26 protein-coding genes are annotated in these 22,702 nt (G+C 51.1%); 2 read left to right on the forward strand and 24 right to left on the reverse strand.

Annotated features, from left to right (window positions below; translation table 11 throughout):
• Positions 1-117 precede the first annotated feature (117 nt).
• From recN to ACFOLF_RS05895, 24 genes are all read right to left on the reverse strand, one after another.
• Complete coding sequence (gene recN / locus ACFOLF_RS05780) at positions 118-1,818, reverse strand: DNA repair protein RecN (protein ID WP_210041823.1); 1,701 nt, start codon at positions 1,816-1,818, stop codon at positions 118-120.
• 70 nt (positions 1,819-1,888) lie between these two features.
• Positions 1,889-2,338, reverse strand: coding sequence for a transcriptional regulator AhrC/ArgR (gene ahrC, locus ACFOLF_RS05785; RefSeq protein WP_210041825.1), 450 nt, complete (start codon positions 2,336-2,338; stop codon positions 1,889-1,891).
• A gap of 37 nt (positions 2,339-2,375) precedes the next feature.
• Positions 2,376-2,834 carry a hypothetical protein gene (locus ACFOLF_RS05790; RefSeq protein ID WP_210041833.1) on the reverse strand — a complete coding sequence of 153 codons (459 nt, stop codon included), beginning with the start codon at positions 2,832-2,834 and terminating at the stop codon, positions 2,376-2,378.
• 222 nt (positions 2,835-3,056) lie between these two features.
• Positions 3,057-3,899, reverse strand: coding sequence for a TlyA family RNA methyltransferase (locus ACFOLF_RS05795; RefSeq protein WP_210041835.1), 843 nt, complete (start codon positions 3,897-3,899; stop codon positions 3,057-3,059).
• Between the two features lie 11 nt (positions 3,900-3,910).
• Complete coding sequence (dxs, locus tag ACFOLF_RS05800) at positions 3,911-5,812, reverse strand: 1-deoxy-D-xylulose-5-phosphate synthase (protein ID WP_210041837.1); 1,902 nt, start codon at positions 5,810-5,812, stop codon at positions 3,911-3,913.
• A 109-nt stretch (positions 5,813-5,921) separates the two neighbouring features.
• On the reverse strand, positions 5,922-6,833 hold the full coding sequence (locus ACFOLF_RS05805) for a polyprenyl synthetase family protein (RefSeq protein WP_379114563.1): 912 nt from the start codon (positions 6,831-6,833) through the stop codon (positions 5,922-5,924).
• Positions 6,834-6,835: 2 nt separating this feature from the next.
• Positions 6,836-7,087 (reverse strand): exodeoxyribonuclease VII small subunit, encoded by a 252-nt coding sequence (gene xseB, locus ACFOLF_RS05810; RefSeq protein WP_210041846.1) that lies wholly within the window; start codon positions 7,085-7,087, stop codon positions 6,836-6,838.
• A gap of 3 nt (positions 7,088-7,090) precedes the next feature.
• The gene (xseA, locus tag ACFOLF_RS05815; RefSeq protein WP_210041848.1) at positions 7,091-8,443 is read right to left on the reverse strand and encodes an exodeoxyribonuclease VII large subunit; all 1,353 of its coding nucleotides are present in this window, start codon (positions 8,441-8,443) and stop codon (positions 7,091-7,093) included.
• 21 nt (positions 8,444-8,464) lie between these two features.
• A complete protein-coding gene (gene folD / locus ACFOLF_RS05820) occupies positions 8,465-9,316 on the reverse strand; it encodes a bifunctional methylenetetrahydrofolate dehydrogenase/methenyltetrahydrofolate cyclohydrolase FolD (protein ID WP_210041850.1) in 852 nt (283 codons plus the stop codon).
• A gap of 569 nt (positions 9,317-9,885) precedes the next feature.
• Entirely contained in the window at positions 9,886-10,386 is a 501-nt protein-coding gene (nusB, locus tag ACFOLF_RS05825; protein ID WP_210041857.1) for a transcription antitermination factor NusB, read from the reverse strand.
• Between the two features lie 150 nt (positions 10,387-10,536).
• Positions 10,537-10,770, reverse strand: a complete 234-nt coding sequence (locus tag ACFOLF_RS05830; RefSeq protein WP_210041865.1) for a DUF2273 domain-containing protein — start codon at positions 10,768-10,770, stop codon at positions 10,537-10,539.
• Between the two features lie 11 nt (positions 10,771-10,781).
• A complete protein-coding gene (gene amaP / locus ACFOLF_RS05835) occupies positions 10,782-11,345 on the reverse strand; it encodes an alkaline shock response membrane anchor protein AmaP (protein WP_210041877.1) in 564 nt (187 codons plus the stop codon).
• Positions 11,346-11,450: 105 nt separating this feature from the next.
• On the reverse strand, positions 11,451-11,858 hold the full coding sequence (locus ACFOLF_RS05840) for an Asp23/Gls24 family envelope stress response protein (protein ID WP_210042292.1): 408 nt from the start codon (positions 11,856-11,858) through the stop codon (positions 11,451-11,453).
• Between the two features lie 487 nt (positions 11,859-12,345).
• Positions 12,346-13,704 carry an acetyl-CoA carboxylase biotin carboxylase subunit gene (gene accC / locus ACFOLF_RS05845; protein ID WP_210041879.1) on the reverse strand — a complete coding sequence of 453 codons (1,359 nt, stop codon included), beginning with the start codon at positions 13,702-13,704 and terminating at the stop codon, positions 12,346-12,348.
• Between the two features lie 80 nt (positions 13,705-13,784).
• Positions 13,785-14,276, reverse strand: a complete 492-nt coding sequence (accB, locus tag ACFOLF_RS05850; protein WP_210041881.1) for an acetyl-CoA carboxylase biotin carboxyl carrier protein — start codon at positions 14,274-14,276, stop codon at positions 13,785-13,787.
• Positions 14,277-14,680: 404 nt separating this feature from the next.
• Entirely contained in the window at positions 14,681-15,370 is a 690-nt protein-coding gene (locus tag ACFOLF_RS05855) for a SpoIIIAH-like family protein (RefSeq protein ID WP_210041887.1), read from the reverse strand.
• 39 nt (positions 15,371-15,409) lie between these two features.
• Positions 15,410-16,048 (reverse strand): stage III sporulation protein AG, encoded by a 639-nt coding sequence (spoIIIAG, locus tag ACFOLF_RS05860; RefSeq protein ID WP_210041904.1) that lies wholly within the window; start codon positions 16,046-16,048, stop codon positions 15,410-15,412.
• Between the two features lie 58 nt (positions 16,049-16,106).
• Positions 16,107-16,928, reverse strand: coding sequence for a stage III sporulation protein AF (gene spoIIIAF / locus ACFOLF_RS05865; RefSeq protein ID WP_210041906.1), 822 nt, complete (start codon positions 16,926-16,928; stop codon positions 16,107-16,109).
• A gap of 61 nt (positions 16,929-16,989) precedes the next feature.
• Complete coding sequence (gene spoIIIAE / locus ACFOLF_RS05870) at positions 16,990-18,240, reverse strand: stage III sporulation protein AE (protein ID WP_379114561.1); 1,251 nt, start codon at positions 18,238-18,240, stop codon at positions 16,990-16,992.
• 3 nt (positions 18,241-18,243) lie between these two features.
• Positions 18,244-18,639 (reverse strand): stage III sporulation protein AD, encoded by a 396-nt coding sequence (gene spoIIIAD / locus ACFOLF_RS05875; protein ID WP_210041922.1) that lies wholly within the window; start codon positions 18,637-18,639, stop codon positions 18,244-18,246.
• A 31-nt stretch (positions 18,640-18,670) separates the two neighbouring features.
• Positions 18,671-18,874 carry a stage III sporulation protein AC gene (spoIIIAC, locus tag ACFOLF_RS05880; RefSeq protein ID WP_210041931.1) on the reverse strand — a complete coding sequence of 68 codons (204 nt, stop codon included), beginning with the start codon at positions 18,872-18,874 and terminating at the stop codon, positions 18,671-18,673.
• A 16-nt stretch (positions 18,875-18,890) separates the two neighbouring features.
• Positions 18,891-19,409, reverse strand: a complete 519-nt coding sequence (gene spoIIIAB / locus ACFOLF_RS05885; protein ID WP_210041943.1) for a stage III sporulation protein SpoIIIAB — start codon at positions 19,407-19,409, stop codon at positions 18,891-18,893.
• Entirely contained in the window at positions 19,402-20,412 is a 1,011-nt protein-coding gene (spoIIIAA, locus tag ACFOLF_RS05890) for a stage III sporulation protein AA (RefSeq protein ID WP_210041953.1), read from the reverse strand. The genes spoIIIAB and spoIIIAA overlap by 8 nt, the downstream gene beginning before the upstream one ends.
• Positions 20,413-20,598: 186 nt before the next feature.
• Complete coding sequence (locus ACFOLF_RS05895) at positions 20,599-20,865, reverse strand: YqhV family protein (RefSeq protein ID WP_210042298.1); 267 nt, start codon at positions 20,863-20,865, stop codon at positions 20,599-20,601.
• Positions 20,866-21,067: 202 nt separating this feature from the next.
• On the opposite strand from ACFOLF_RS05895, the gene ACFOLF_RS05900 reads away from it, so the two are divergent.
• On the forward strand, positions 21,068-21,928 hold the full coding sequence (locus ACFOLF_RS05900) for a phosphosulfolactate synthase (protein WP_210041955.1): 861 nt from the start codon (positions 21,068-21,070) through the stop codon (positions 21,926-21,928).
• Between the two features lie 29 nt (positions 21,929-21,957).
• On the forward strand, positions 21,958-22,668 hold the full coding sequence (locus tag ACFOLF_RS05905) for a 2-phosphosulfolactate phosphatase (protein ID WP_210041963.1): 711 nt from the start codon (positions 21,958-21,960) through the stop codon (positions 22,666-22,668).
• Positions 22,669-22,702: the final 34 nt, after the last annotated feature.

The following is a 22,702-nucleotide window of genomic DNA, read 5'->3' on the forward strand; positions in this document are numbered from 1 at the left end:
TCACACTCCCTGCTGCTAAATCGCTTGACGAGAATGGTGTTCGCCATTTGCGTACACTTAAGGTATCCTTGGCTTTGATCTTTTATGTCGTCAAAATCATTCCCTGATTGGCTTCCATCACGCTCCCTTTTGCCTAAATGCCAAGTCAAGCATTTCTTGAGCATGATGTCTTGTTTTTTCCGTTATTTCAACGCCGCCCAGCATCCGGGCCAGCTCTTCAATGCGTAAATTGGGCTCAAGCTCCTTAACCCTTGTTGAAGTCCGTTCCGCTACAATGGTCTTGAGAATTTCATAATGATGATCGGCCATACAGGCCACCTGAGGCAAATGGGTAATGGAGAAAACCTGACACATTTCAGATAAACGGGACAGCTTATCAGCAATCGCTTGAGCGGCGCGTCCGCTTACCCCGGTGTCCACCTCATCGAATATAAGAACGGGAACTTGATCAATGGAAGCAAAAATGGATTTGAGCGCGAGCATAATTCGTGACATCTCACCGCCTGAAGCAATTTTGCTAAGGGGTTTAAGCGGCTCGCCAGGATTCGGCGCGATAAGAAATGCGGCTTCATCAATACCGTTTGGAAGCAGTCGGTGATAATTGCCTACAACATGCTGCTGAAGCTCTACACGAAAAGTCGTTCTTTCCATTTGAAGCTGTCTGAGCTCATTCTCGATGGCAACAGCAAGACGGTCAGCCGCATTGCGTCTCAATGTGGAAAGTACTTTGCCCAGACGGTAAGCTTCTTCAAATAATTTATCCTGTTCATCGCGAAGCCGCGCTACATGTTCATCACGGTTCTCGATTTTATCAGCTTCTGATTTGATTTTCTTCAAATAAGCCAGAATATCGGGGATATGTTCGCCATATTTGCGTTTAAGGCTGTTCATGGTATTCAACCGTTCATCTATAATCGCCAGACGCTCCGGATCAGAATCAACGCCATCCCGGTAATCCCTTAATTGAAAAGCGGAATCCTCAAGCTGATAAAATGCTGATTGCAGCTGCTCCAGGAGCGGCGCAAGCACTGATTCATCGTATCCCCGGATATCTTCAACCTTGCTTATCGCCCGATTGATTGCATCCAGTCCCTTGTTTCCATAAACAAGCTCATATGCCTCGGATGCGGCATCTCTTCTTTTAACGGCATGCATTAGCTTCTGCATTTCTTCGGCAAGTGATTCATCCTCGCCCACTTTTAAATCAGCAGCGGTTATTTCTTCAATCTGAAAGCGGTAAAGATCCAGCATCTGCATGTTCTGCCTGGAGGAGTCCTCCAGCTCGCGGAGCTGTGTGCGAACCTTCTCATACTGCTTAAATACAGTACGGTACTTGTCCAGCTTGTCCATCACTTTGACGCCGGCATACAAATCCAACCAATCCAGATGCTTCTCTGTTCGCAGCAGCGATTGATGCTCATGCTGACCATGGATATTTACCAGACATTCACCCGCTTCGCGCAGCATCGACATCGTCACAATATGCCCATTGATCCGGCTGACGCTTTTGCCCTGGGAGAATAGCTCTCTGCGGATGACGAGATCCTCATCAGGTGAAGCTTGAACTCCGAACGACTCTAATGTTTTCCATACCGGATGATTGCTTGGCAAATCGAACATGGCTTCTATTTCCGCTTTGCTGCAGCCATAGCGCACCATATCCGAAGATCCTCTCCCTCCGGCAACAAGACTAAGCGCATCGATCAAAATGGATTTGCCTGCCCCTGTTTCACCGGTTAAAACATGGAATCCATCATGAAAATGAGCAGTTACCGATTCAATAACAGCCAAATTGCGTATTGATAGCTCGCGAAGCATGAATGTCCCCTCCTTAAGTTCATCCCGAGCGGCATATGCCGCAAGAATTTCCTGGAAATATCTAAAGCAACTAATTCATTAAACCAAGCAATCTGTCAATGACTTCTCCGCTTTGCGTTTTGGTCCGGCAAATCATCAGGATCGTATCATCGCCGCAGATAGTCCCCATAACCTCAGGCCATTCCATATTATCAATCATGGCTCCGATGGCATTCGCTGTACCGGGAAGGCATTTCATGACAACCAGATTGTCGGTATGATCTATATGCAGAAAATGATCCGAAAGTGTCCGTTTCAGTTTATGGATGGGATTCATCCGCTGCTCCTGTGGCAGTGAGTACTTATAACGCCCGCCATCAGCGGACACCTTAATTAATTGCAGTTCTTTAATATCCCGTGATACGGTAGCTTGCGTCACCTGCAGCCCGGCAGCCCTGAGCGAATCAACAAGCTCGTCCTGGGTTTCAATGACTTGGCTGTTTATTATTTCACGAATTTTCATATGTCTGACACTTTTCATGGGATCCCCCTTTGCTTTGTCTGCTTATATATAACGGTCATCCAAATCGGAACGTAATTGTGCGGATGGTCCTTTCCTTCTGGTCGATGAACAAGACGCCGTCGCTTTCCGGCAGGAGCAGCGAGTACACCAGCAGCCTGTCCCGGACTCCACTGCCCGTCCAATCCATAGGCATGCGGTCACGGGAGGTCTTGACAATATAATATTTGCCATCTTTCTCGGCAATTAAATCAATGAAAAGCCGGCTCTGAAGCTGCTGACCGTCCAAATCGATATGAATGGGCAGCCTGTACTTCCCATGGGTCACCTCGTAGCCTGCCTGCTCCAGAAATCGAACATTCTCGTCACTGTCATCCACATCTTCAGCTTCACTGAGAAGAAGCTTGGTATTCATGCCCGGCGGTTCATGCAGCCACCGGTAGAAAACACGGTAAAGCCAAAAGATAATGATACAACCAGCGATCAGCATCACTAGCCAGTCTCCGTACTTTCCCAAGAAACCCCCTCCATTCACTCCCAATTAATGCTTCATACATCATTTCGCGCTGGAGGGGGTATTTCCTCTTTGCTCAAATACCGAACGCTTGTTTGGTTTTTTTCTAGTTTAACAAAAAAATCGGATTCTGCAAAGGGGTATCATTCGGAAAAATCAAAAAAGAGCCTTCCTGCACTGCAGGAACAGCTCCGAATCATAATATTAATGGCTAAATTGAAACTGTTACCCTTTTTTTGGACTGCCTTGGGCAAAAGTTTGGGCGGCTTCCTGGACAAGCGCTGCAACTGCCCCTTCAGACAGAGGTATTTCTGTCGTACCCGGCTTCCATATCCAATAGCCTAAAAATTCGATGTTGCCTTCCCCTCCCGTAATAGGCGAGAAAGTGACATCCTGCAGGGAGAAGCCCAGCTCGGCTGCAAAGCCTAATACTTTATTCAACACTTCCTCATGAACCTTGGGATCACGTACAACACCCGATTTGCCCACCTTCTCCCGGCCTGCTTCGAATTGAGGCTTAATAAGCGCAACAACGCCGGCACCCTCCTTGAGCAGGGTTCCCAGTGCAGGCAAAATGTGCTTGAGAGATATGAAAGAAACATCAATGGTCGCAAAATCAGGCTGTGGACCCTTTAGATCCGCAGGCTGTGTGTAGCGGAAATTCGTCCGCTCCATCACATCAACTCTGCTGTCCTGACGCAGGGACCAATCCAGTTGGTTGTATCCAACATCCACAGCATAGACGTAGGATGCGCCATTCTGCAGGGCACAATCCGTGAATCCCCCTGTAGAAGCGCCAATATCGAGCATAATGGCCCCTTCCAGAGATAATCCGAACTTGTTTATCGCCTTCGCAAGCTTCAATCCACCGCGGCTGACGTAGGGATGCGGCGCGCCTTTTACGGTGATTGCGGATGTTCGCAATACCTTCATTCCGCTTTTCTCAATCCGTTCGCCTTCAACCAGTACAAGTCCCGCCATTAATGCCGCTTTCGCTTTTTCCCGGCTTTCGTAATATCCCTGTTCTACCAGGAGAATATCAATTCTTTCCTTTGCTGTATTCATCATTGTCTCCGTTCTTATGCTGGTCCTTGTGCGCGTTTTCGCATAAGAGGGAGCATTGCTTTGAGTTCGGTTGCAACCCGTTCCCCAGTCAGACCAGCTTCCTTCCTCTGTTCCGGAATGGAGCCATGCTCGATGTACTCATCAGGTACCCCGATAATACGAACCAATCCGTTATAGGATTTGTTATGAAGTGAATAAAATTCCAGCACGGCGCTGCCTAAGCCGCCTTGTGTTGAACCTTCCTCCAGAACAATCATATGCAGCCCTTCCTTGGCCAGCTGAAGCAGCATGGACTCGTCAAGCGGTTTGATGAAGCGGGCATTCACGATACGCACATTGAGACCTTCCCTTTTCAATTGCTCAGCCGATTCCTCAGCCACCTGCAGCATAGGGCCAATCGCCAGGATAACGGCTGAATCACCTTCACGCACCGTCTCCCATTGACCGATCGGCAGGGATGTAATGTTCTTATCTATCGGGACCCCAAGCGCATTGACACGCGGATAACGGATTGCAATAGGTCCATCACTATATTCAACTGCTGTCTTCATCATGCGGTGAAGCTCATTCTCGTCTTTGGGCATCATCAGCACCATATTGGGAATGTGACGCAGGAAGGCGATATCATATACTCCCTGATGCGTCTCCCCGTCCGGACCAACAAAGCCCGCCCGGTCGATGGCGAATATGACATTGGCGTTTTGTCTGCAAATATCATGGACCACCTGATCATAAGCACGCTGCAGGAATGTGGAATAAACCGCAAATACAGGCTTCATTCCTTCCATTGCCAGCGCCGCGCACATGGTGGCGGCATGCTGCTCCGCGATGCCGACATCGATCATCCGGTTGGGGAAAATTTCGGCAAATTTGGTGAGGCCCGAGCCACCCGGCATAGCCGGCGTAACCGCAATAATACGTTTGTCATTCCTGGCGAGCTCAATCAATGCATCGCTGAAAACCTCTGTATACATTGGCGGGCCCACCGCTTTTAAAACCTGGCCCGATTCGATTTTGTAAGGGTTGATGCCATGCCATTTATAAGAATCCGCTTCAGCGGGTGAGTAGCCTTTTCCTTTGACGGTAATGACATGGACCAGGACAGGGCCTGTGGCATTGTTCGCTTGTTCCATGACATCCAGCAGCTGGTTGATATCGTGTCCGTCGACAGGACCGAAATACGTGAGTCCGAACTGCTCGAATAAAATACCGCTTACGAGTAAATATTTGACACTATCCTTCAATCTTTCCGCTGTCTTGGCCAATTTCCCGCCAATCGCCGGAATTTTATTGAGCAGTTGATTCAACTCTTCCTTGGCCTTTTGATAATGGCGGTCCGTACGAATTTTCCCCAGATAGTGATGCAGGGCACCGACATTCGGCGCGATCGACATTTCATTGTCATTCAGAATGACCAGCATGTTCTTCTTCTCATGCCCGATATGGTTGAGTGCTTCTAGTGCCATACCGCCGGTTAGTGCGCCATCACCGATGACAGCCACCACCTTGTTATTCTCGCCCTTCAAATCACGGGCAAGCGCCATACCCATGGCTGCGGACAGCGAAGTGCTGCTGTGTCCGGCTTCCCATACATCGTGATCGCTCTCCGCGCGTTTGATGAATCCACACAATCCTTTGTACTGGCGAAGCGAATCAAACTGATCCATGCGTCCCGTCAGCATTTTATGAACATAAGACTGATGCCCCACATCAAAGATAAATTTATCTTTTGGGCTGTCATACAAATAGTGCAAAGCAAGCGTCAGCTCCACTACGCCTAGATTCGACGCAAGATGCCCGCCAGTCGCGGAAAGCTTTGCAATTAAAAACTCGCGGATTTCTCCGGCAAGCTGCTCCAGTTGTGCAACCGACAGACTTTTGAGATCCTTCGGCTCATTAATATGTTCGAGCAACACGTTATTTCCTCGCTTTCCTAAGCTGGCAGCCTCCATTGTCCGAGAACTTTCGACGTTTCTAGCGTAAATTATACCATAGATTGTCGCTATGCCCAAGACTGCCGGCAAATCAGTGGTCCCGATTCATTAAATAATCCGCGATCGACAGCAGCTTCTCGGGCATCACCAGATTGGCCTGCTTCAGCGCTTCTTTGGATTCCATCGTTAATCTCCCTACGAGCTCCAGACTCTGCTCCATTCCGATTATGTAGGGATACGTTACTTTCCGCTGCTGCACATCGCTTTGCACCGGCTTGCCAAGCTTGGATTCATCGCCAATTAAATCAAGGATATCGTCCTGTACCTGAAAAGCAAGCCCCAGCTTGCGCGCAAACTGTTCAAGGGCCGCCAGTTGATCCCGTGTAGCGCCTCCGATGCGGGCTCCTGCCGTAACGGCGAATACAATCAAATCGCTTGTTTTATGCAAATGAATGTATTCAAGCTCCGTTATCGAGGTCACACCTTGTTCTCCCAGAATGTCAGCCGCCTGGCCGCCAACCATGCCGGAAACTCCGGAGAGCCTCGCCAAATCGGATACGATTGCCATGGCTACATCTGTTGGAACGCCAAGTGCCGCAGCCTGGGATACCGCATAAAAGGCATGAGACAGCAGGCCGTCTCCGGCCAAAATAGCCATCGCTTCTCCAAAAACCTTGTGGCTTGTTGGTTTGCCGCGGCGAAAATCATCATTATCCATTGCAGGCAAATCATCATGGATGAGCGAATAGGTATGAATCATTTCAATCGCACAGGCTACAGGCATCGCCAGCGTATAGGAGTCTGATTCGTTCTTTACCGCTTCCGCGGCTGCAAGAACAAGTATGGGACGCAAGCGTTTGCCCCCTGCCTCCAGTGAATACATCATAGCCTCGCGCAATCTGGCCGGAATATGCCACTCCTGAGGAATGGATGTTTTTAGCGCCTGTTCGATTCCATATGCTGTTCGCGATAGATAGTCTGCTGTAGCAACCGAAGCGTTCAAGTTTATTCTCCTCTGTCTTCGTTTGCCGGAGCAAACGTTTTTTTGATAAAGCCACTTTCGGATTCGATCAGCACTTCAATCTTTTTCTCCACCTGCTCGAGCTTGGCTCCGCAGAGTTGGGACATTTTCATGCCTTCCTGAAAAAGATCAATTGCCTTCTCAAGTGGAACATCACCGTTCTCCAGTTGGCTGACGATGACTTCCAAACGCTCGATCGCTTCCTCGAAAGTTATTTCCTGCTCCTTCTTGCTCATCGGTTAAGCCTCTCCCTTCATGCCCCACACCTGACATTCCAATTGGCCATCAGACAGCTTCACCTTCACCATATCTCCCAGCTGAACATTGGTGATAGATTTGATCAAGGTTTTCTCCTGCTCGTCATATACCAGACTGTACCCTCGAGACATGACCTTAAGCGGACTTAAGGCATCCAATTGCCTGATTGCAGCCGTCAGATGCATTCTATGTGTTTTTATTGTAGAAATCATCGTCGATTCCAGCCTCTGTGAGGTTCCCCGCAGCCTTGCCCTCGCATAAGCTGCCTTTTCTCCAGGATGTGCGCCGGCCAATGCGGAGCCAAGCCTCATGAGCTTCTCTCTTCTTCGCTGAGTTTGCCTCAAGGTACGATGCTCCAGCTTATCTTTCAGACGGTCCAGACGTTCTGCCTGCTGCAGCAAATATTTTCGCGGATTAACAAACAGAGGCGATCTCCGGATACGCAATAGCCGCTCTTTTCGGCTTGTCATCGTGCCGCGAAGCGCATGATCCAGCCGCCCGCGAAGCTGGTTAAGCTGCCCCTGCAGCTCCATGACATTAGCGACGGCAAGCTCCGCGGCAGCTGTCGGAGTCGGCGCGCGCAAATCAGCAACAAAATCAGAAATCGTAAAGTCAGTCTCATGCCCAACGGCCGAAATAATCGGAATGTCCGAAACGGCCATCGCCCGGGCTACGGCCTCCTCATTGAAAGCCCAGAGCTCCTCCAGCGATCCACCGCCCCGCCCTACAATTAATACGTCGACTTCAGCCATTTGGTTCATTATTTCAATCGCTCTGACTATCGCGGGTGCCGAACCCTTGCCCTGCACGAGTACGGGAAAAAGCAGCACCGGCACGGAAGGGTGGCGGCGCTGCAGCGTAATCATAATATCGCGCACTGCTGCGCCGGTTGGTGAGGTTATTACACCAATCGCTCTTGGATGACGCGGAATTGCGCGTTTGCGGGACGTTTCGAACAATCCTTCTCCCTCAAGCTTGCGCTTTAACTGCTCAAACGCCAAATACAAGCTGCCGATACCGTCCGGCTGCATTTGCGTCACATAAAACTGGTAGTTCCCGTCCCGCTCAAACACCGAGACATTCCCCCGCGCCAGAACCTTTGCCCCTTCCTTAGGCATAAAGGGCAGCTTCTGATTATGCGAGGCGAACATAATACATTTTAACCGACTATCCTTATCTTTAAGCGTAAAATACATATGGCCGCTTGAATGATGGGTGAAATTTGAAATTTCACCCCGCAGCCATACATCGCCAAGGAGCACATCGGACTCCAGCTTCATCCGGATATACTTATTAATATCCTTGATCGAAAAAATGCGCGAACCGTCTGCCATATGCGGTTTCGTCACTCCCGACTATTTATTTGCCTGTTCTGCGGCTTTAAGCGTGTTTTGCATCAGCATGGTTATCGTCATCGGGCCTACTCCGCCCGGCACTGGCGTTACATAACCCGCCACATCCAGCACATCGTCAAAATCAACATCTCCAGCCAGCTTGCCGTCAGGCAGCCGGTTAATGCCTACGTCGATGACAACTGCTCCCGGTTTGACGAAAGCACGGCCAATTGCTTTGGCTCGGCCAATCGCCACAACCAGTATATCCGCCGTCCTGGCGATTGCTTCCATGTCTACGGTCCGGGAATGGCAAATCGTCACTGTCGCATGCTCCCGCAGCAGCAGCATCGCCACCGGCTTGCCTACAATATTGCTGCGTCCAATGACAACGGCATGTTTGCCGGCAATATCCATCCCGCTGGACTTGATAAGCTCAATAACGCCGGCAGGCGTACACGGAAGAAGGCTGTCGTCGCCGATCACCAGATTGCCGACGCTGACCGGATGAAAGCCGTCCACATCCTTTTCCACACTGATCGCATCAATGACCGCTTTCTCGTCGATATGCTTGGGCAGCGGGAGCTGAACCAGAATACCGTGAATGGTCGATTGCTTGTTAAGCTTATCGATCAGTTGCAGCAGCTCCTTCTGGGTTGTCTCAGCCGGCAGGCGATGAACCTCGGAATAAAACCCTAACTGGATGCAGGCTTTCTCCTTGCTTCCTACATATACGCGGGATGCCGGATCGTCCCCTACGAGTACGACGGCCAGTCCTGGAGTAATCCCTCTGGCAATTAGACTTGACGCCTTTTCGGCGATTTGCTCGCGAATGGCGTCTGATATTGGTTTGCCTTGTATGAGTTGTGCGGTCATTTGGTTGTTTTCTCCTTTCGTTATAGAAGGGCATCCCCCTAATACTAGGGCATCCCCCTAAGTCCCCCTTGGAAAGGGGGATTCCAAGGGCTCCGCCCTCTGGACACCCGAATGGTTGTCGATTGCGCCACCATGACGCTCCCAATTCATTTTGGTGCTTGTCCCCGTTTACGTCCCTTGCGGGACACTTTACTTGCTGTGCACCTGGGGTGCTTGAACTTCGTTATGAATAACGTTTGAGTATAAGAGACGCTATTTGGGTTTTGTTACGCTTGTCCCGTTTACGTCCCTTGCGGGACACACATTACTTGCTGTGCGCCGGGGTGCTTGATTTCGTTATGAATAACGTTTTAGTGTAAGAGACGCTTATTGGGTTTTGTTACGCTTGTCCCGTTTACGTCCCTTGCGGGACACACTTTACTTGCTGTGCGCCTGAGGTGCTTGAACTTCGTTATCAATAACGTTTGAATGTAAGAGACACTTATTGGGTTTTGTGCGCTTGTCCCCGTTTACGTCCCTTGAGAGACACACTTCACATGTGGCGCACCTGCGGTGCTTGGTTTGATGCTCTATTTTTCCTGGACTTCATTTTCAATTAGGGATTCGTTTGGTTTGCCTTTAAGCTGATTGGGCTTGAGCTCGTCCAGTGCCTGGAGTAGCCGACCCAGAACGCCGTTGACGAATTTCCCGGATTCTTCGGTCCCGAAATGCTTGGCAAGCTCAATTGCTTCATTAATCGCCGCTTTTGGCGGAACATCGTCCCGGAAGATCATCTCGAAGCAGGCCAGCCGAAGAACTTGACGGTCGACACGCGATAACCGGTCCACCTGCCAGCCCGTTAGATAGTGCTGGAGCATATCGTCAATAGCCGCTTTGCTCCCGCTTACCCCATTGACCAAATCCCTGACATGCTCGTCTATTCGCGAGACGTCCGATACATCCGCCTCTATTTCATTCTCTTCCTTCACTTCATTCATCAGCATATCGACCGCTTCTTCCGCCGATACTTCGTTCATTTCCATCTGGTACAAACTTTGTACCGCTATCTCCCTTGCAAGCCTTCGTTTCATAGGGCCTCCCGAAAATCAATATAAACTGTTTTTCCTATCCTGTACTTCTTTGGCTGATCCTTCGCTTTTCTCATGTCCGGAAAAAATATGATCTCCTCCCTGCTCCGAACAGCCAAATGCCGTGTCCGGAGTACGGAGGAGATCATAGTACTATTTGAATGGACGCCATCGCTGCATGAGCCACTCGGTCAGACGGCTCCATGGAATGATGGGTCCGCTCTGCTCGTCTTTCATTTTGCCTACGGTATAGCCTATCCATAGCAGCAAGCCAAAAAACAGCATATCCCAAAACCCCACAATAAAATACAGGAGCCCCAGCACGATGGCCACGGTTAGACCCGCAATGCGGCCTCCGTAGCTTATCCAAATTTCCCTCCATAACATCGGCAGCACCCCTATTCCACGCGACTTTTATAGTTGGCCGTCTGGATGATGTTCGCCACATAGACCGAAACCGTCGCAACCGGTATCCCTGTAATCTCTTCCACATGAGACTTAACGGTACGCTGGATATCCTCTGTCAACGTGGGAATCGGACTTTCGCCATCGGCAATTGCACGCAGCGTAATCTCGATGCCAGCTTCACTAATTCGAATACGCGCCCGAAGATCCTTTACTCCCCGCTGCCGTCCTGCAGCCTTCAACGCAAGATTCTCAACGGTCTCGAGCGAGATACGAATATCGCCATACTCTGTTCGTTGATCGATAGACGGCATCGATGCATTGCTGCGGCGCAAGGATACATAGAAGAATCTCAGACTAATCAGGAAAATGACCACAGAGACGATGATAACGGTCACTTGCAGCCATTCCATTTCCCCATTATACAAGGTGCTCATGAAATCTCTGAACCCTTTTTCAGGCACCCAATTGAAGCCGGTACAGAAAGCAAAAACCGACAGTGCACCAATTGCCAGACTATACAGGAACAGCAGAAGCTTGTCCAACACTCTAATCAACGAGAAACTCCTCCTCGGGGCGCACTAGATAAAACCCCCAAGCGCCGAGCGACAAGCCCATACACAAGGGGGTACGCTATCATTTCATTATCAGCTTGAACCGCATTACTTTACGCGAAATGGTATCTCTTCTTCTTCAACCCGCTCTGTGGTCTTGAAGTGTACATCATGGATATGGACATTGACTTCAACGACATTCAAGCCCGTCATGGTCTCGATGGAACGCTTCACATTACGTTGAATTTCGGAAGCGATTTCCGGAATTCTGTTGCCATATTCAACAATAATGGAAACATCCACAGCAGCTTCGCGCTGCCCGACATCCACTTTAACCCCTTTAGACAAGTTCTTGCGGCCCAACAGTTCTGCGATTCCACCGGCAAATCCGCCGCTCATTCCTGCGACACCTTCAATCTCAACTGTTGCAAGTCCCGCGATTACTTCAATAACCTCGGGTGCGATCTGAATAGTGCCCATGTCGGTTTTTTCATAGTCCGCTGCCAGCGTGCTCATGGTTTTCATACACCTCCCGCAATATGTTGTAGCATCAGCCTCTCGCCGATAGCTCATCCGCTTCTTACTTTCTATACTATAGCATTCGAAGGGAAATATGACAAACACACAGTAACCGATAGACGCTTATTTTTGCGGCTCGGTTAGCTGTCTCACAGTAACCGATAGACGCTTGTTTTCGCGGCTCGGTTAGCTGCCTCACAGTAACCGATAGACGCTTATTTTTGCGGCTCGGTTAGCTGTCTCACAGTAACCGGTAGACGCTTGTTTTCGCGGCTCGGTTAGCTGTCTCACAGTAACCGGTAGACGCTTGTTTCTGCGGCGGCTCGGTTATAGTCACACAGCAACCGATAGAAGCTTATTTTCTCGGCCTGGTTAGCTGTCCACAGCAACCGGTAATGTTTGATTGACCAAGACGATATCGGACATCTCGTATATCCATCAACTGACCCGTTGTCAATACAGCCCCGCAAGATGTATAAACGAGTTAAACCTCAATATCGTTTACATTATATTCTTCAAGAAACTTGATATCGAAATCGCCTTTAATAAACTTCGGATGATTGAGCAGCTTCATATGAAAAGGGATCGTGGTGCGGATGCCGTCAATCGCAAACTCGGCCAGCGCCCGTTTCATTCTGGCGATCGCATCCTCACGGGTCTCTCCCCATACAATCAGCTTGGCAATCATGGAATCATAGTGCGGGGATATTGTGTACCCCGGATAAGCGGCGCTGTCAACGCGAACGCCAAGACCGCCGGGCGGCAAATAGAACTGGATCTGACCCGGCGAAGGCATGAAATTACGCTCCGGATCTTCCGCGTTGATGCGGCATTCCATCGACCAGCCGTTGATCTTCAGGCTATCCTGAGAGATCGATAGAGGATTACCCTCGGCTACAGAGATCATTTCTTTGATCAGATCGACGCCGGTAATCATTTCTGTAACGGGATGTTCGACTTGAATACGCGTGTTCATTTCCATAAAATAAAAATTGTCGTCCGGACCTAAAAGGAATTCAAGCGTTCCCGCCCCCGAATAGTTTACGGCGAGCGCAGCCCGGACAGCGGCTTTGCCCATTCGTTGACGGAGCGGCTCACTCAGCACAGGACAAGGAGCTTCTTCAACCAGCTTCTGGCGGCGGCGCTGCACAGAGCAGTCGCGTTCAAATAAGTGGACGGCATTGCCATGCTTATCAGCCATGATTTGAATTTCAACATGCTTCATGCCCGTCAGATATTTCTCCAGATAAACGCCGGCATTGCCAAACGCCTTCTGGGCTTCCTGCTGGGCAGCGGTGATTTGTGAAATCAGCGCTTCCTCATCTTCAGCAATACGGATGCCTTTACCGCCTCCGCCTGCTGTTGCCTTTATAATAAGCGGATAACCGATCTCACGGGCGATTCTCAGCGCCTCTTCCGCATCCTCGACAAGTCCGTCCGAGCCTGGAATAACAGGAACATCGGCATCTTTCATCGTCTGCTTGGCAACCGCTTTATCGCCCATCTTGCTGATGGCCTCAGGGGAAGGACCGATAAACACCACATTGCAGGATTCACAAATCTCGGCAAAATCCGCGTTTTCCGCCAAAAATCCATAGCCGGGGTGGATCGCGTCACATTCAGTGAGCGTCGCCAGGCTCATGATATTCGTTAAATTCAAATAGCTGTCTTTTGAAGCTACGGGGCCGATGCAGTAGGCTTCATCAGCCAGCCGGACATGAAGGGACTCCCGGTCTGCTTCGGAGTATACGGCCACGGTCTGGATACCGAGTTCACGGCACGCACGAATGATCCGGACAGCAATTTCACCCCGGTTAGCAATCAATATTTTATTGAATTTCACGCTCATAAGCTCCTCTCGTTCACAAATGTTCTAGGTGGGAGTAATCCCTCTTCAGGCAGATCCATGAACACCTGACAGATTCACTCCGGCTTGACCAGGAACAAAGGCTGTCCGAACTCAACGAGCTGTCCGTTCTCAACAAGAACTTCGACGATTTCACCTTTTACTTCCGCTTCCAGTTCATTCATCAGCTTCATGGCTTCAAGAATACATACAACCGATTTCTCGTTCACACGGTCGCCAACAGTGACGAAAGGTCCGTTCTCAGGCGAAGCAGCACGATAAAAGGTGCCGACCATCGGAGAAACAATTGTGTAGAGGTTGTCCACGGCTTGCGCGGAAGGCTGAACAGAATCCACCTGGGTGGATGCCATAGCCACAGATTGGCTCGTCGGGGCTTGTACGGCCTGCGTATATGTAGGAACGAGCGACGCGGCTTGGACGTTCACGACTTCCGTCTTACCCGGTTTGCGGATAAGCAGACGTGCGCCTTCGTTTTCAATTTCTAATTCATGTACGGATGTTTGATCAACCAGCTTGATCAGTTCCTTAATCTCGCTCAGCTTGAACAATAGTTTCACTCCTAAAAGTTTTCTGCTTACTTCTTGAATATGCTTCCCTGCGGCTGAAAACTTGCTTCGAAAGCATACGCTTAGTTTTCTGCTTACTTCTCGAATATGCTTCCCTGCAGCTGAAAACTTGCTTCGAAAGCATACGCTTAGTTTTCTGCTTACTTCTCGAGTATGCTTCCCTGCGTCTGAAACTTACCTCGAAAGCATACGCTTGGTTTTCTGCATACTGCAATTGCTCTTTTGCCTTTTCGCGTGAAAATACATATATGCCGCAGCAGGAAATACCAAATACTTGCTCATAACAGACCTATTATAGCACAAATGCCCGTGAAGACGAACCCATTTTTTACATAGCCTTAATGGAAAAAAGCCCCACTGCTTTCCCGGCAGCGGGGCTTACAGCGTTATTTATTGCTCGGAATGTATTGAACGGACACCTGGTCGCCGCCGACTTCCAGTTCATTCATAACCAGCATCATGATGCTGTCGGCTTGGCTTTTTTCCAGCTTGTCGCTCTGTACGACAACCTTGTACTTGTTATTTTCCTCAGACACGAAGGCATTGCTGAATTCCTTGGTCAGCTCTTCTTCAATGCCGGTAATGCGGGTATTCTTATCCTCCAGCAGGTTGATCTGCTCCACTGCCGCGCTCGCTTCTTCCGGTTTTTGTTTCGTGTCCGAGATTTGTCCGTAAAGCTGATTGATTTCGCTGTAGAATTTCTCATCGCGCTTCTCCTGCATATCATTGAAGACCGTGCTGACTGCTCCTCCGGACGCTTCTATTTCATTGATGACCTCTTCATCCGTTTTCACGGCATCGGCTGTCTCTCCGGCAGCTTGCTCGTCTGCCGCAGAAGCCGCATTATCACTGTTGGCAGCGCCCGTAACCTCTGTCACAGTAATGCCATTATCCAACGTCGTATCCGCTGTTGAGGCTTCCGTTGCGTCCGACTGAACCTGCTGTTCCTGCTGTGTGCCGTCTGTAAGCATGTCGGATGAAGTGTCTACGTCCTCGGTAAACAAGTAATAAGCGGATAAAATCACCATCAAGCTCAGCATTGACACAAGCCATACCGTTTGTCTTTTCGTGTTCATTTACGAACAGCCTCCCTTAATCGATTGGTTGGAATTCCATTATTGATATTTTCTCGGCACAACCGAAATGCGGCTGACCGGGACGTTGAACCCTTTCTCAACGGCATCCAGGATAAGTCGGCGAACCGTTGCGTTCTCCGCTCCTTTGGCGACAATGAGAACACCCCGTATTTGCGGCTTGATGCGTTTGACTACGAATGGCGTTTGGCCGCCTTCCGCCTCATAAAGCACGACTTGTCCGTCTTTGGTGATGGAGGTCATATGCCGCTTGCCTCCATTCTTATCGCTCTCGTCGGTAATTTGCTGTGTTTCCTTCTCATTTTGCTTGACTACAATCTCTTCCGTCGAATCGATCGTAATCAAAACATCAATCGATCCGACCCCTACGATTTTCTCCAATATATCTTTAAGGCGGTTCTCCAGCGGTTCCTCGATCGATGCGAAGCTTTCCGGATCGCCGGAGCCTTTACCTGAAAATGCTGCCTGATCGGATGATGCCGTCTCATCGGGCACCTGCGTGGAGGGCTCGCTAGGCTGGAAGGACAGAAAGGAATTTACCAGCATCAGCGCGGCTCCGATCCCTCCAATAATGAGCAGCCAGCGCAATGTCCGTACCCGCTTCGGTCCCCCCGGCCCACCGCCAACCATACTCTCGATTCCCTCCAGCCATTTGGCCACTTCGGCTCTCTCCTTTCAAACTGCTTCCAGAACACTTCTGACCTCGTTGTTCCTGTCTCTACTCGTTCGCCCTTGGCAGCTCCTGCTTCTGGCGAACCAGAATGGATTGCGAATCCACAGCCCATCCATTCCCAAGCAGCTGCTTGATCGCATCGGCAATGCCTCCGCTTAAAGCCTGATACCCGGCTTCGCCCGGCTGCCCCGGAGCTGCCTGCGAATCTGCCTTGTCCGATTCAAGCTGAACGATCACATCAACGGAAGGGATTTCATCCACCGGTCTCATGCCTTTTCCCGTTTCTGCCGGATTGTCCGGTTTTTGCTCGATAGAGTCGTCTGGTCCGCCAACATTGATTTCCCCTGTCTTTTCCACAGCCGTCGAGCTGTCGGGAATCTCCGAGGTTGATCTGGTTTGATCCGGGAGAGTGACGACAACGGATACAACCCGGGCATCCTGATTGCTTTTGCCAGTGCCGGCTTCCAGCTTCACCATCACTTCAGACGGCGTTATGCCCGTGCTCCGGGTAATTTGGGCGCGCATCGCTTCAGCCAGCTGCTTCTCCGTCAATGTGGCGACGGAAGCCTGCTGCTTGATCCTGAGCGCATCTGCGTCACGCTCGATATCCTGAAGCGTCGGCATCCGCAGCTCTCCCTTGGCCGGCTCACTTTTGAACCAGTTCTGCATATTCTGATCCAGCCTTGTGCTGAAATCGCCCTGCAGCAGGTTCAGAATCGGCGTCAAAATCGTAAGCAGTATGATTAATCCGGCAACAAGCCTGACATAACGCTGCATGGTCTGGTTGGGGAGAAGCAGGTCGATGAACCCCGCCAACAGCACGACCGCTATAATTTGCTGCAGCCAGGAAGCCAGCCAGGTCAGCATCGTGTTGCCCTCCTTTGCCGGGCGAAAGAAGTATTTGTCCGCCTTGTGCCCGAATAAGGCTCTACCTGATCATTACGGACGCATTGCCCGCGGTCAGAATGATCGTCACGGCGAGAAAAAACATCAGGCTCACGGCGGCAAGCGCCGCGAATACATAAATCAGCGTCTTGCCGATGGTTTGCAGACATTCGACGATCGGACTGTCACCCAGGGGCTGCATAACTGCAGCAGACACATTATAGATAAGAGCGAGCGTCAGTATTTTGATTGCCGGGAAAGCACATAGGAAAATGAGAATGATAACCCCGGCAAGACCGATGGCATTTTTGACCAAAAGCGAAGCCGACATCACGGTATCCGCCGCATCGGAGAATGTCCGGCCAATGACGGGAACAAAATTGCCGGTAATAAATTTTGCCGTACGCATCGTAACGCCGTCCGTTACCGAGCTGGTTGCCCCCTGTACGGAGATCACCCCCAGGAAGACGGTCAGCATGACGCCCATAAGACCTACACTGAAATTGCGCAGTACATTAGCCAGGTGGGTGACCTTGAATTTCTCCGTCATGGCACTTGCGATCTGCAGCACCGCCGAGAAGAAGAGCAGTGGAAAGACGATGGTATAGATGACAGACCCGACAGCGTGAATCATGAAAATAATGAGCGGATGCAGCACAGAAACGGTCACAATACTTCCCATGGTAGCCAGCAGAGTAAGCAGCAAGGGCACCATCGCCATCATGAATTGAATCATTCCGCCGATTGCGTCTTTGGCATATCCGATAGCTACCGTAAAGCTGTTAACCGCCAGCACGATCATAACCATGTAGGTAATGCTGTAAGCCACTTTGCTGACTGTGTTGCGTTCAAAGGCGGTTTGCATCGTCTGCAGCAGCATGCTGAATACGGTAAGGATCACGATGGTTACAAGCAGCTTGCCGTTATAAAGAACTTCATGAAACATATACCGCAGCAGCCCCGACAGCACGGTGGACAGCTTAAGGCCTTCCCCGCCCGGCGTGATCATTTCCATGAAGCTTGGGACTTTGCGGTCTGGAAAAAAACCTCCATAATCGGTCATCAACTGGTTCCAGTAATTCTCGACTGCCGACGCATCGATTCCCTGGAGCTGCTCGTCCGCCAGACTCTCGTTGATGCCCGCGGCATCGTCATTTGACTGGATAGCCGGATCGGGCGCGCCCTGATTATCGGGGACGGTTGCGGCGAGAGCTGCTGCCGGGATTAAGAAAAGCACAACGAGAAGGACAAGCAGGGCTGCGGCTGCCCAGCGGATCAAATGCTGCTTCATCATGCTTCAACTCCCTGCCGGCAGCAAGCCGAGCACCGTCTCAACGATGACGCTAATAATGGGAACGGCCATGACCAGTATCAGAATTTTGCCGGCAAATTCGATTTTTGATGCGACGCCTTCCTGGCCGGCATCCCGCACGATTTGTGCGCCGAACTCCGCAATATACGCGATACCGATAATTTTCAAAATGGTTTTCAGGTAAATGGAAGGGATGCCTGACCGGTCTGCCAGCTGCTCAAGAATTCCGATGACCGCTTCTATTTTGCCGATGACATACAGGAAGATAAACAAGCCGGTGAAGGCGGCGAGCAGGAAAGCAAACATCGGTTTCTGCTCCCGAACAACTAAGATCAGCACGGTTGAAATCAGCCCAAGGCCGACGATCTGGATGATTTCCATTTCCGGTTCACCTGCCCTAAAATCCCCTTCGTCATTGAAAAAGAAAGATCGTTTTGATTTCCTGAAACAACTCGTCGAGCATCCGGACTACCATAAAAAGCACAACCACAAATCCGATGAGCGTCACCCAATGCGCCATGTCTTCCTTCCCCATCTGTTTCAGCACGGTATGGATCATGGCGATAATAATGCCGATCCCCGCAATTTGAAATATGGCGCTAACATCCATGTTCATTGTTATTGGCACCCCACTAAACGATCAAAATGACGACAAGCGCTGCGATGAGGACGCCAAGGCTCTTCCACATCTTCTCGTAACGCGCCTGGTCATCCCGTGCCGTATCTTCTTCTGCCTTCAGCTGCTGAACGGCAAGACGCATATGCTTGATCTGGTCTTCACGGTCGCTGATGCCAAGCGCCGAACCCAGGCGGATCAATGCCGTCTTCTCGGGAATCCTCATTGCTGTGCCCGGCCAGTGATCGGCGAGCGAGAGCTCCCAGCATTCACGGAAGGTCAGCCCCTCAGGCTGATTGATCCGCTCCTTGACTCCCCGAAAAATCGAGGCCCCCGGCTCCGGCAAATGGGCCGCACAGCGCTCGAAGGCATCCGGCAGCGGCGTATAACCGTAGCCAATCTCCGTTTCCAGCCGCTGTACCGCCTGTATAAGCTGGCGGATTTGGCGCGGGCGGGCTGCATAGCGGGATGCCTGCATGAACCCGATCATCGTTCCTGCGAAGAGGATCAGCGCTGCGCCAATTAGCTTAACCAAAGGCATCACCTCCCGGAGTGAGGGTCGGTTCGCGGGCAGCCGGCGCTCTCCCGCCGGCCCTGACCGGTACAACCCTGCTAACAGGGGCATTGACGCCGCGGCGAAGCTCCACGCCGATCGCAAATGCTCCCTGCTCCAGCAGCCTGCGGAGTACCGGCCGCCCCCGGGCTTCCTCCATATCCTTTGCATGAGCGGTAGCAATCACGATCACGCCGGCATGGCTGGCATCGAGAATCGCATCCGCATCCTCCTCACGGCCGATTTCATCCACGATCATCACCTCCGGCGACATGGATCTGAGCATCATCATCATTCCTTCCGCTTTTGGACAAGCATCCATTACATCGGTTCTGGGACCGACGTTAAAGGTCGGCACTCCCCGGACGCAAGCGGCAATCTCCGACCGCTCGTCGATAATGCCAACCTTGCGGGCTGGCCAGCCGGAAGCCAGGGGATGTCCCCAGCCACCGCTGCTTATGGCTCTTGCCAGATCCCGCACAACCGTTGTTTTCCCCTGCTGCGGCGGGGCAATAATAAGCGCCGGGTGAACGGTGCGCCGATTTATATCCAGCATCTTGGGCAGCAGCGACGCTGCTGCGCCAATCACTTCGCGTGCGATTCTGAAATTGAACGCCGATACATCCCGGATGCCCCGCACCGCGCCGCCCTCCAGAATCGTCCGGCCGGCAATGCCGATCCGGTGGCCGCCGGCGACTGTAATATAGCCCCGGCGGAGCTCCTCCTCCATCGCATACAGCGAATGATTCGTCACACGCTCCAGCAGCTTGCGGCACAGCTCCGGAGATGGCTTGTACGCCATCTCAGGCTTGGCAAGCAGCTGGCCGTCTTCGCCGACAAACCAAAACCCTTCCCCTGTGCCGATTTCAAGCGGTCGGCCTTCCCGTATCCGCAATTCTTCTATGACGGTTCTCACATGAATCGGAATCCGCTCAAGCACGGCAATCAGTTCCAAGGGCAGCAAATGTGTTACACGATCCAGCATGCAGGCATTCCTCCTCTGGTAATGATTATCGTTTAGCCGCGGCGGTAGTTTCATAGAGCCGTAGTCAGCGTGGAGTGACCAAGGTCAGTTCAACTGACGTGATCAGCGTAAGGTACTAGTTTCAATCTATTCGGACAAGCCGAGTATTATGACATCCCGCTTGTCCGATTGATGCCGGGAATTCAGCTATTTTTTGAGAATCCCGGTCAGCAGGCAGGCAACGCCTGCAACGATCCAGACGATTTTGCCAAACGAGAGCTTATCCGACATACCAACCAGGCCAACCGTCGTGGTTGTAATTAATATAATCGGCCCTACCAGTGCCAGCGAAGCATTGACAGCCAATGCCTTGTCGATCTGGTTCAAACGAAGCATCCATATGGCTGCGCATATTTCCAGTGTTCCGGACAATACCCTCAGCGATGCCATAGATAAAACGATTTTATTGAAAATGGGATATTCACCTCCCGCCTGAAGACTATTGCTTGTTCTAGTAAAGCTTATGCAGGCTTGTCTGCCGTTCATACCGATAATGTAAACTCCTTTGGATGATACTTTCAGCGGGCACACGCCCTTCCCGTACTGCATATATTGCTTTGGTAATGGGCGTTAAGACTATTTTTATTACCTATTTATAAGTGAGGAGATTTCAGGTATGAGATCAAATTCCCGTCCAGCATGGCCTGCAAGGCTGCAGAATCCCGGCGGCCAGCGCATCACACCCCTTGAGCCGGAAAATAAGCACGACGCGGACCGGACCGTCGGACGCGGGCAAACCATGGTCATTGATAAAGGTCTGGGCCAAAACGGTTTCTCGGATCTATTGGAGACAGCCGGAGCCTATATTACCTGTGTGAAGATCGGTTTTGGAACAGCCCCCCTCTATCCCACCGAACTGCTCCTTGGCAAGATCGAGCTGGCCAAACGGCACGGAATCCTTATTATGCCAGGCGGTACGCTGCTGGAAGCAGCCGTCAGCCAGGAGCTGGTACCGGCGTTCTTCGAAACGATATGCCGCCTCGGCTTTAATGGAGTGGAAGTATCGGATGGAACGATAGAGCTCTCCCGAAGCAGACGTTCGGAATTGATACGCGAGGGTCTGAACCACGGCCTGCAGGTTGTAACCGAGTACGGCAAAAAGCTGAATGGCTCTACGGTCGATATAGCGGAGCTGCAGGCAACAGCCGATGCGGACTGGTACGCAGGCGCTGAGCTCATAACGATTGAAGCGCGGGAGTCCGGTGTGGGAGTAGGCTTATTTGACGAGAATGGCGATTGCAAGGAAGAGGTGCTGCTGGCTGTGGAACGGTCATTCGGAGGCATCAGCCGGATCATGTGGGAAACGCCGCTTAAACAGCAGCAAGCGCTGCTGCTTCGCACATTCGGTCCCGAGGCGCATCTGGGCAATATTCCTCCGCAGGACGCATTGTCACTGGAGACCATGCGCCGGGGATTGCGCTCGGATACTTTCAGCTTCGGCTTGAAAAATGAATTACCGATTCATTATATGATTTAGCCTGACAAGGCAAGGAGGCCGGTACCAGTATGCATGTCCAGGTGATTTCAAGCGTTAATGAAGCGCAGGCGGACCGCTTCACGCATCGAACGGCCATTGTAATCGATGTATTGAGAGCGGCCAGCACCATTGTTGCCGCTCTTCAGGCAGGCGCCTCAGGCATTTATTCCGTGGAAACCGTGCTGGAAGCAAGGGCGCTGCAGCGCCCTTCCGACCTGCTGGCAGGAGAACGCTTTTGCCGTAAAATACCCGGATTTGATCTGGGCAATTCACCGGATGAATTCACATCTGAAGCAGTTATGGGCCGCCGGATTATTCTGACTACGACCAACGGGACGAGAGCACTGCATAAAGCGGCAAGAGCCGACCATCTATTGGCCGGGTCTCTCCTTAATGCAGCAGCCTGTTCGCGGGCCGCACTGGAGCTTCGGCGCGATATTGTGCTGTTATGCTCCGGGAGCCATGATGAATTCGCGCTTGAGGACGGGTTATGCGCCGGAGCTATCGTAGCGAATCTACAGGCAGGAAGTCCATCCGGTTTGGAAATGGATGATTTCGCAGCCGCAATGCTGAGTCTCTATAACAATGCTTCCGGAAGAATTTATGAGACCCTGGCTGCAAGCGCCACCGGAAAGCGGTTGATCAAATTGGGCATGTCGCGAGATGTAAGGCACTGTGCCCAGTTGGACAGCAGTGAAATTATCCCCCGGATGCAAGGTGACATGATTGTAAGAGGTTGAAATAACATAATGGAGGGGCTTGTTCCATACAATG

Origin of the sequence: Paenibacillus sepulcri (assembly GCF_042647105.1) — a bacterium.
GTDB lineage: Bacteria > Bacillota > Bacilli > Paenibacillales > Paenibacillaceae > Paenibacillus_Z > Paenibacillus_Z sepulcri.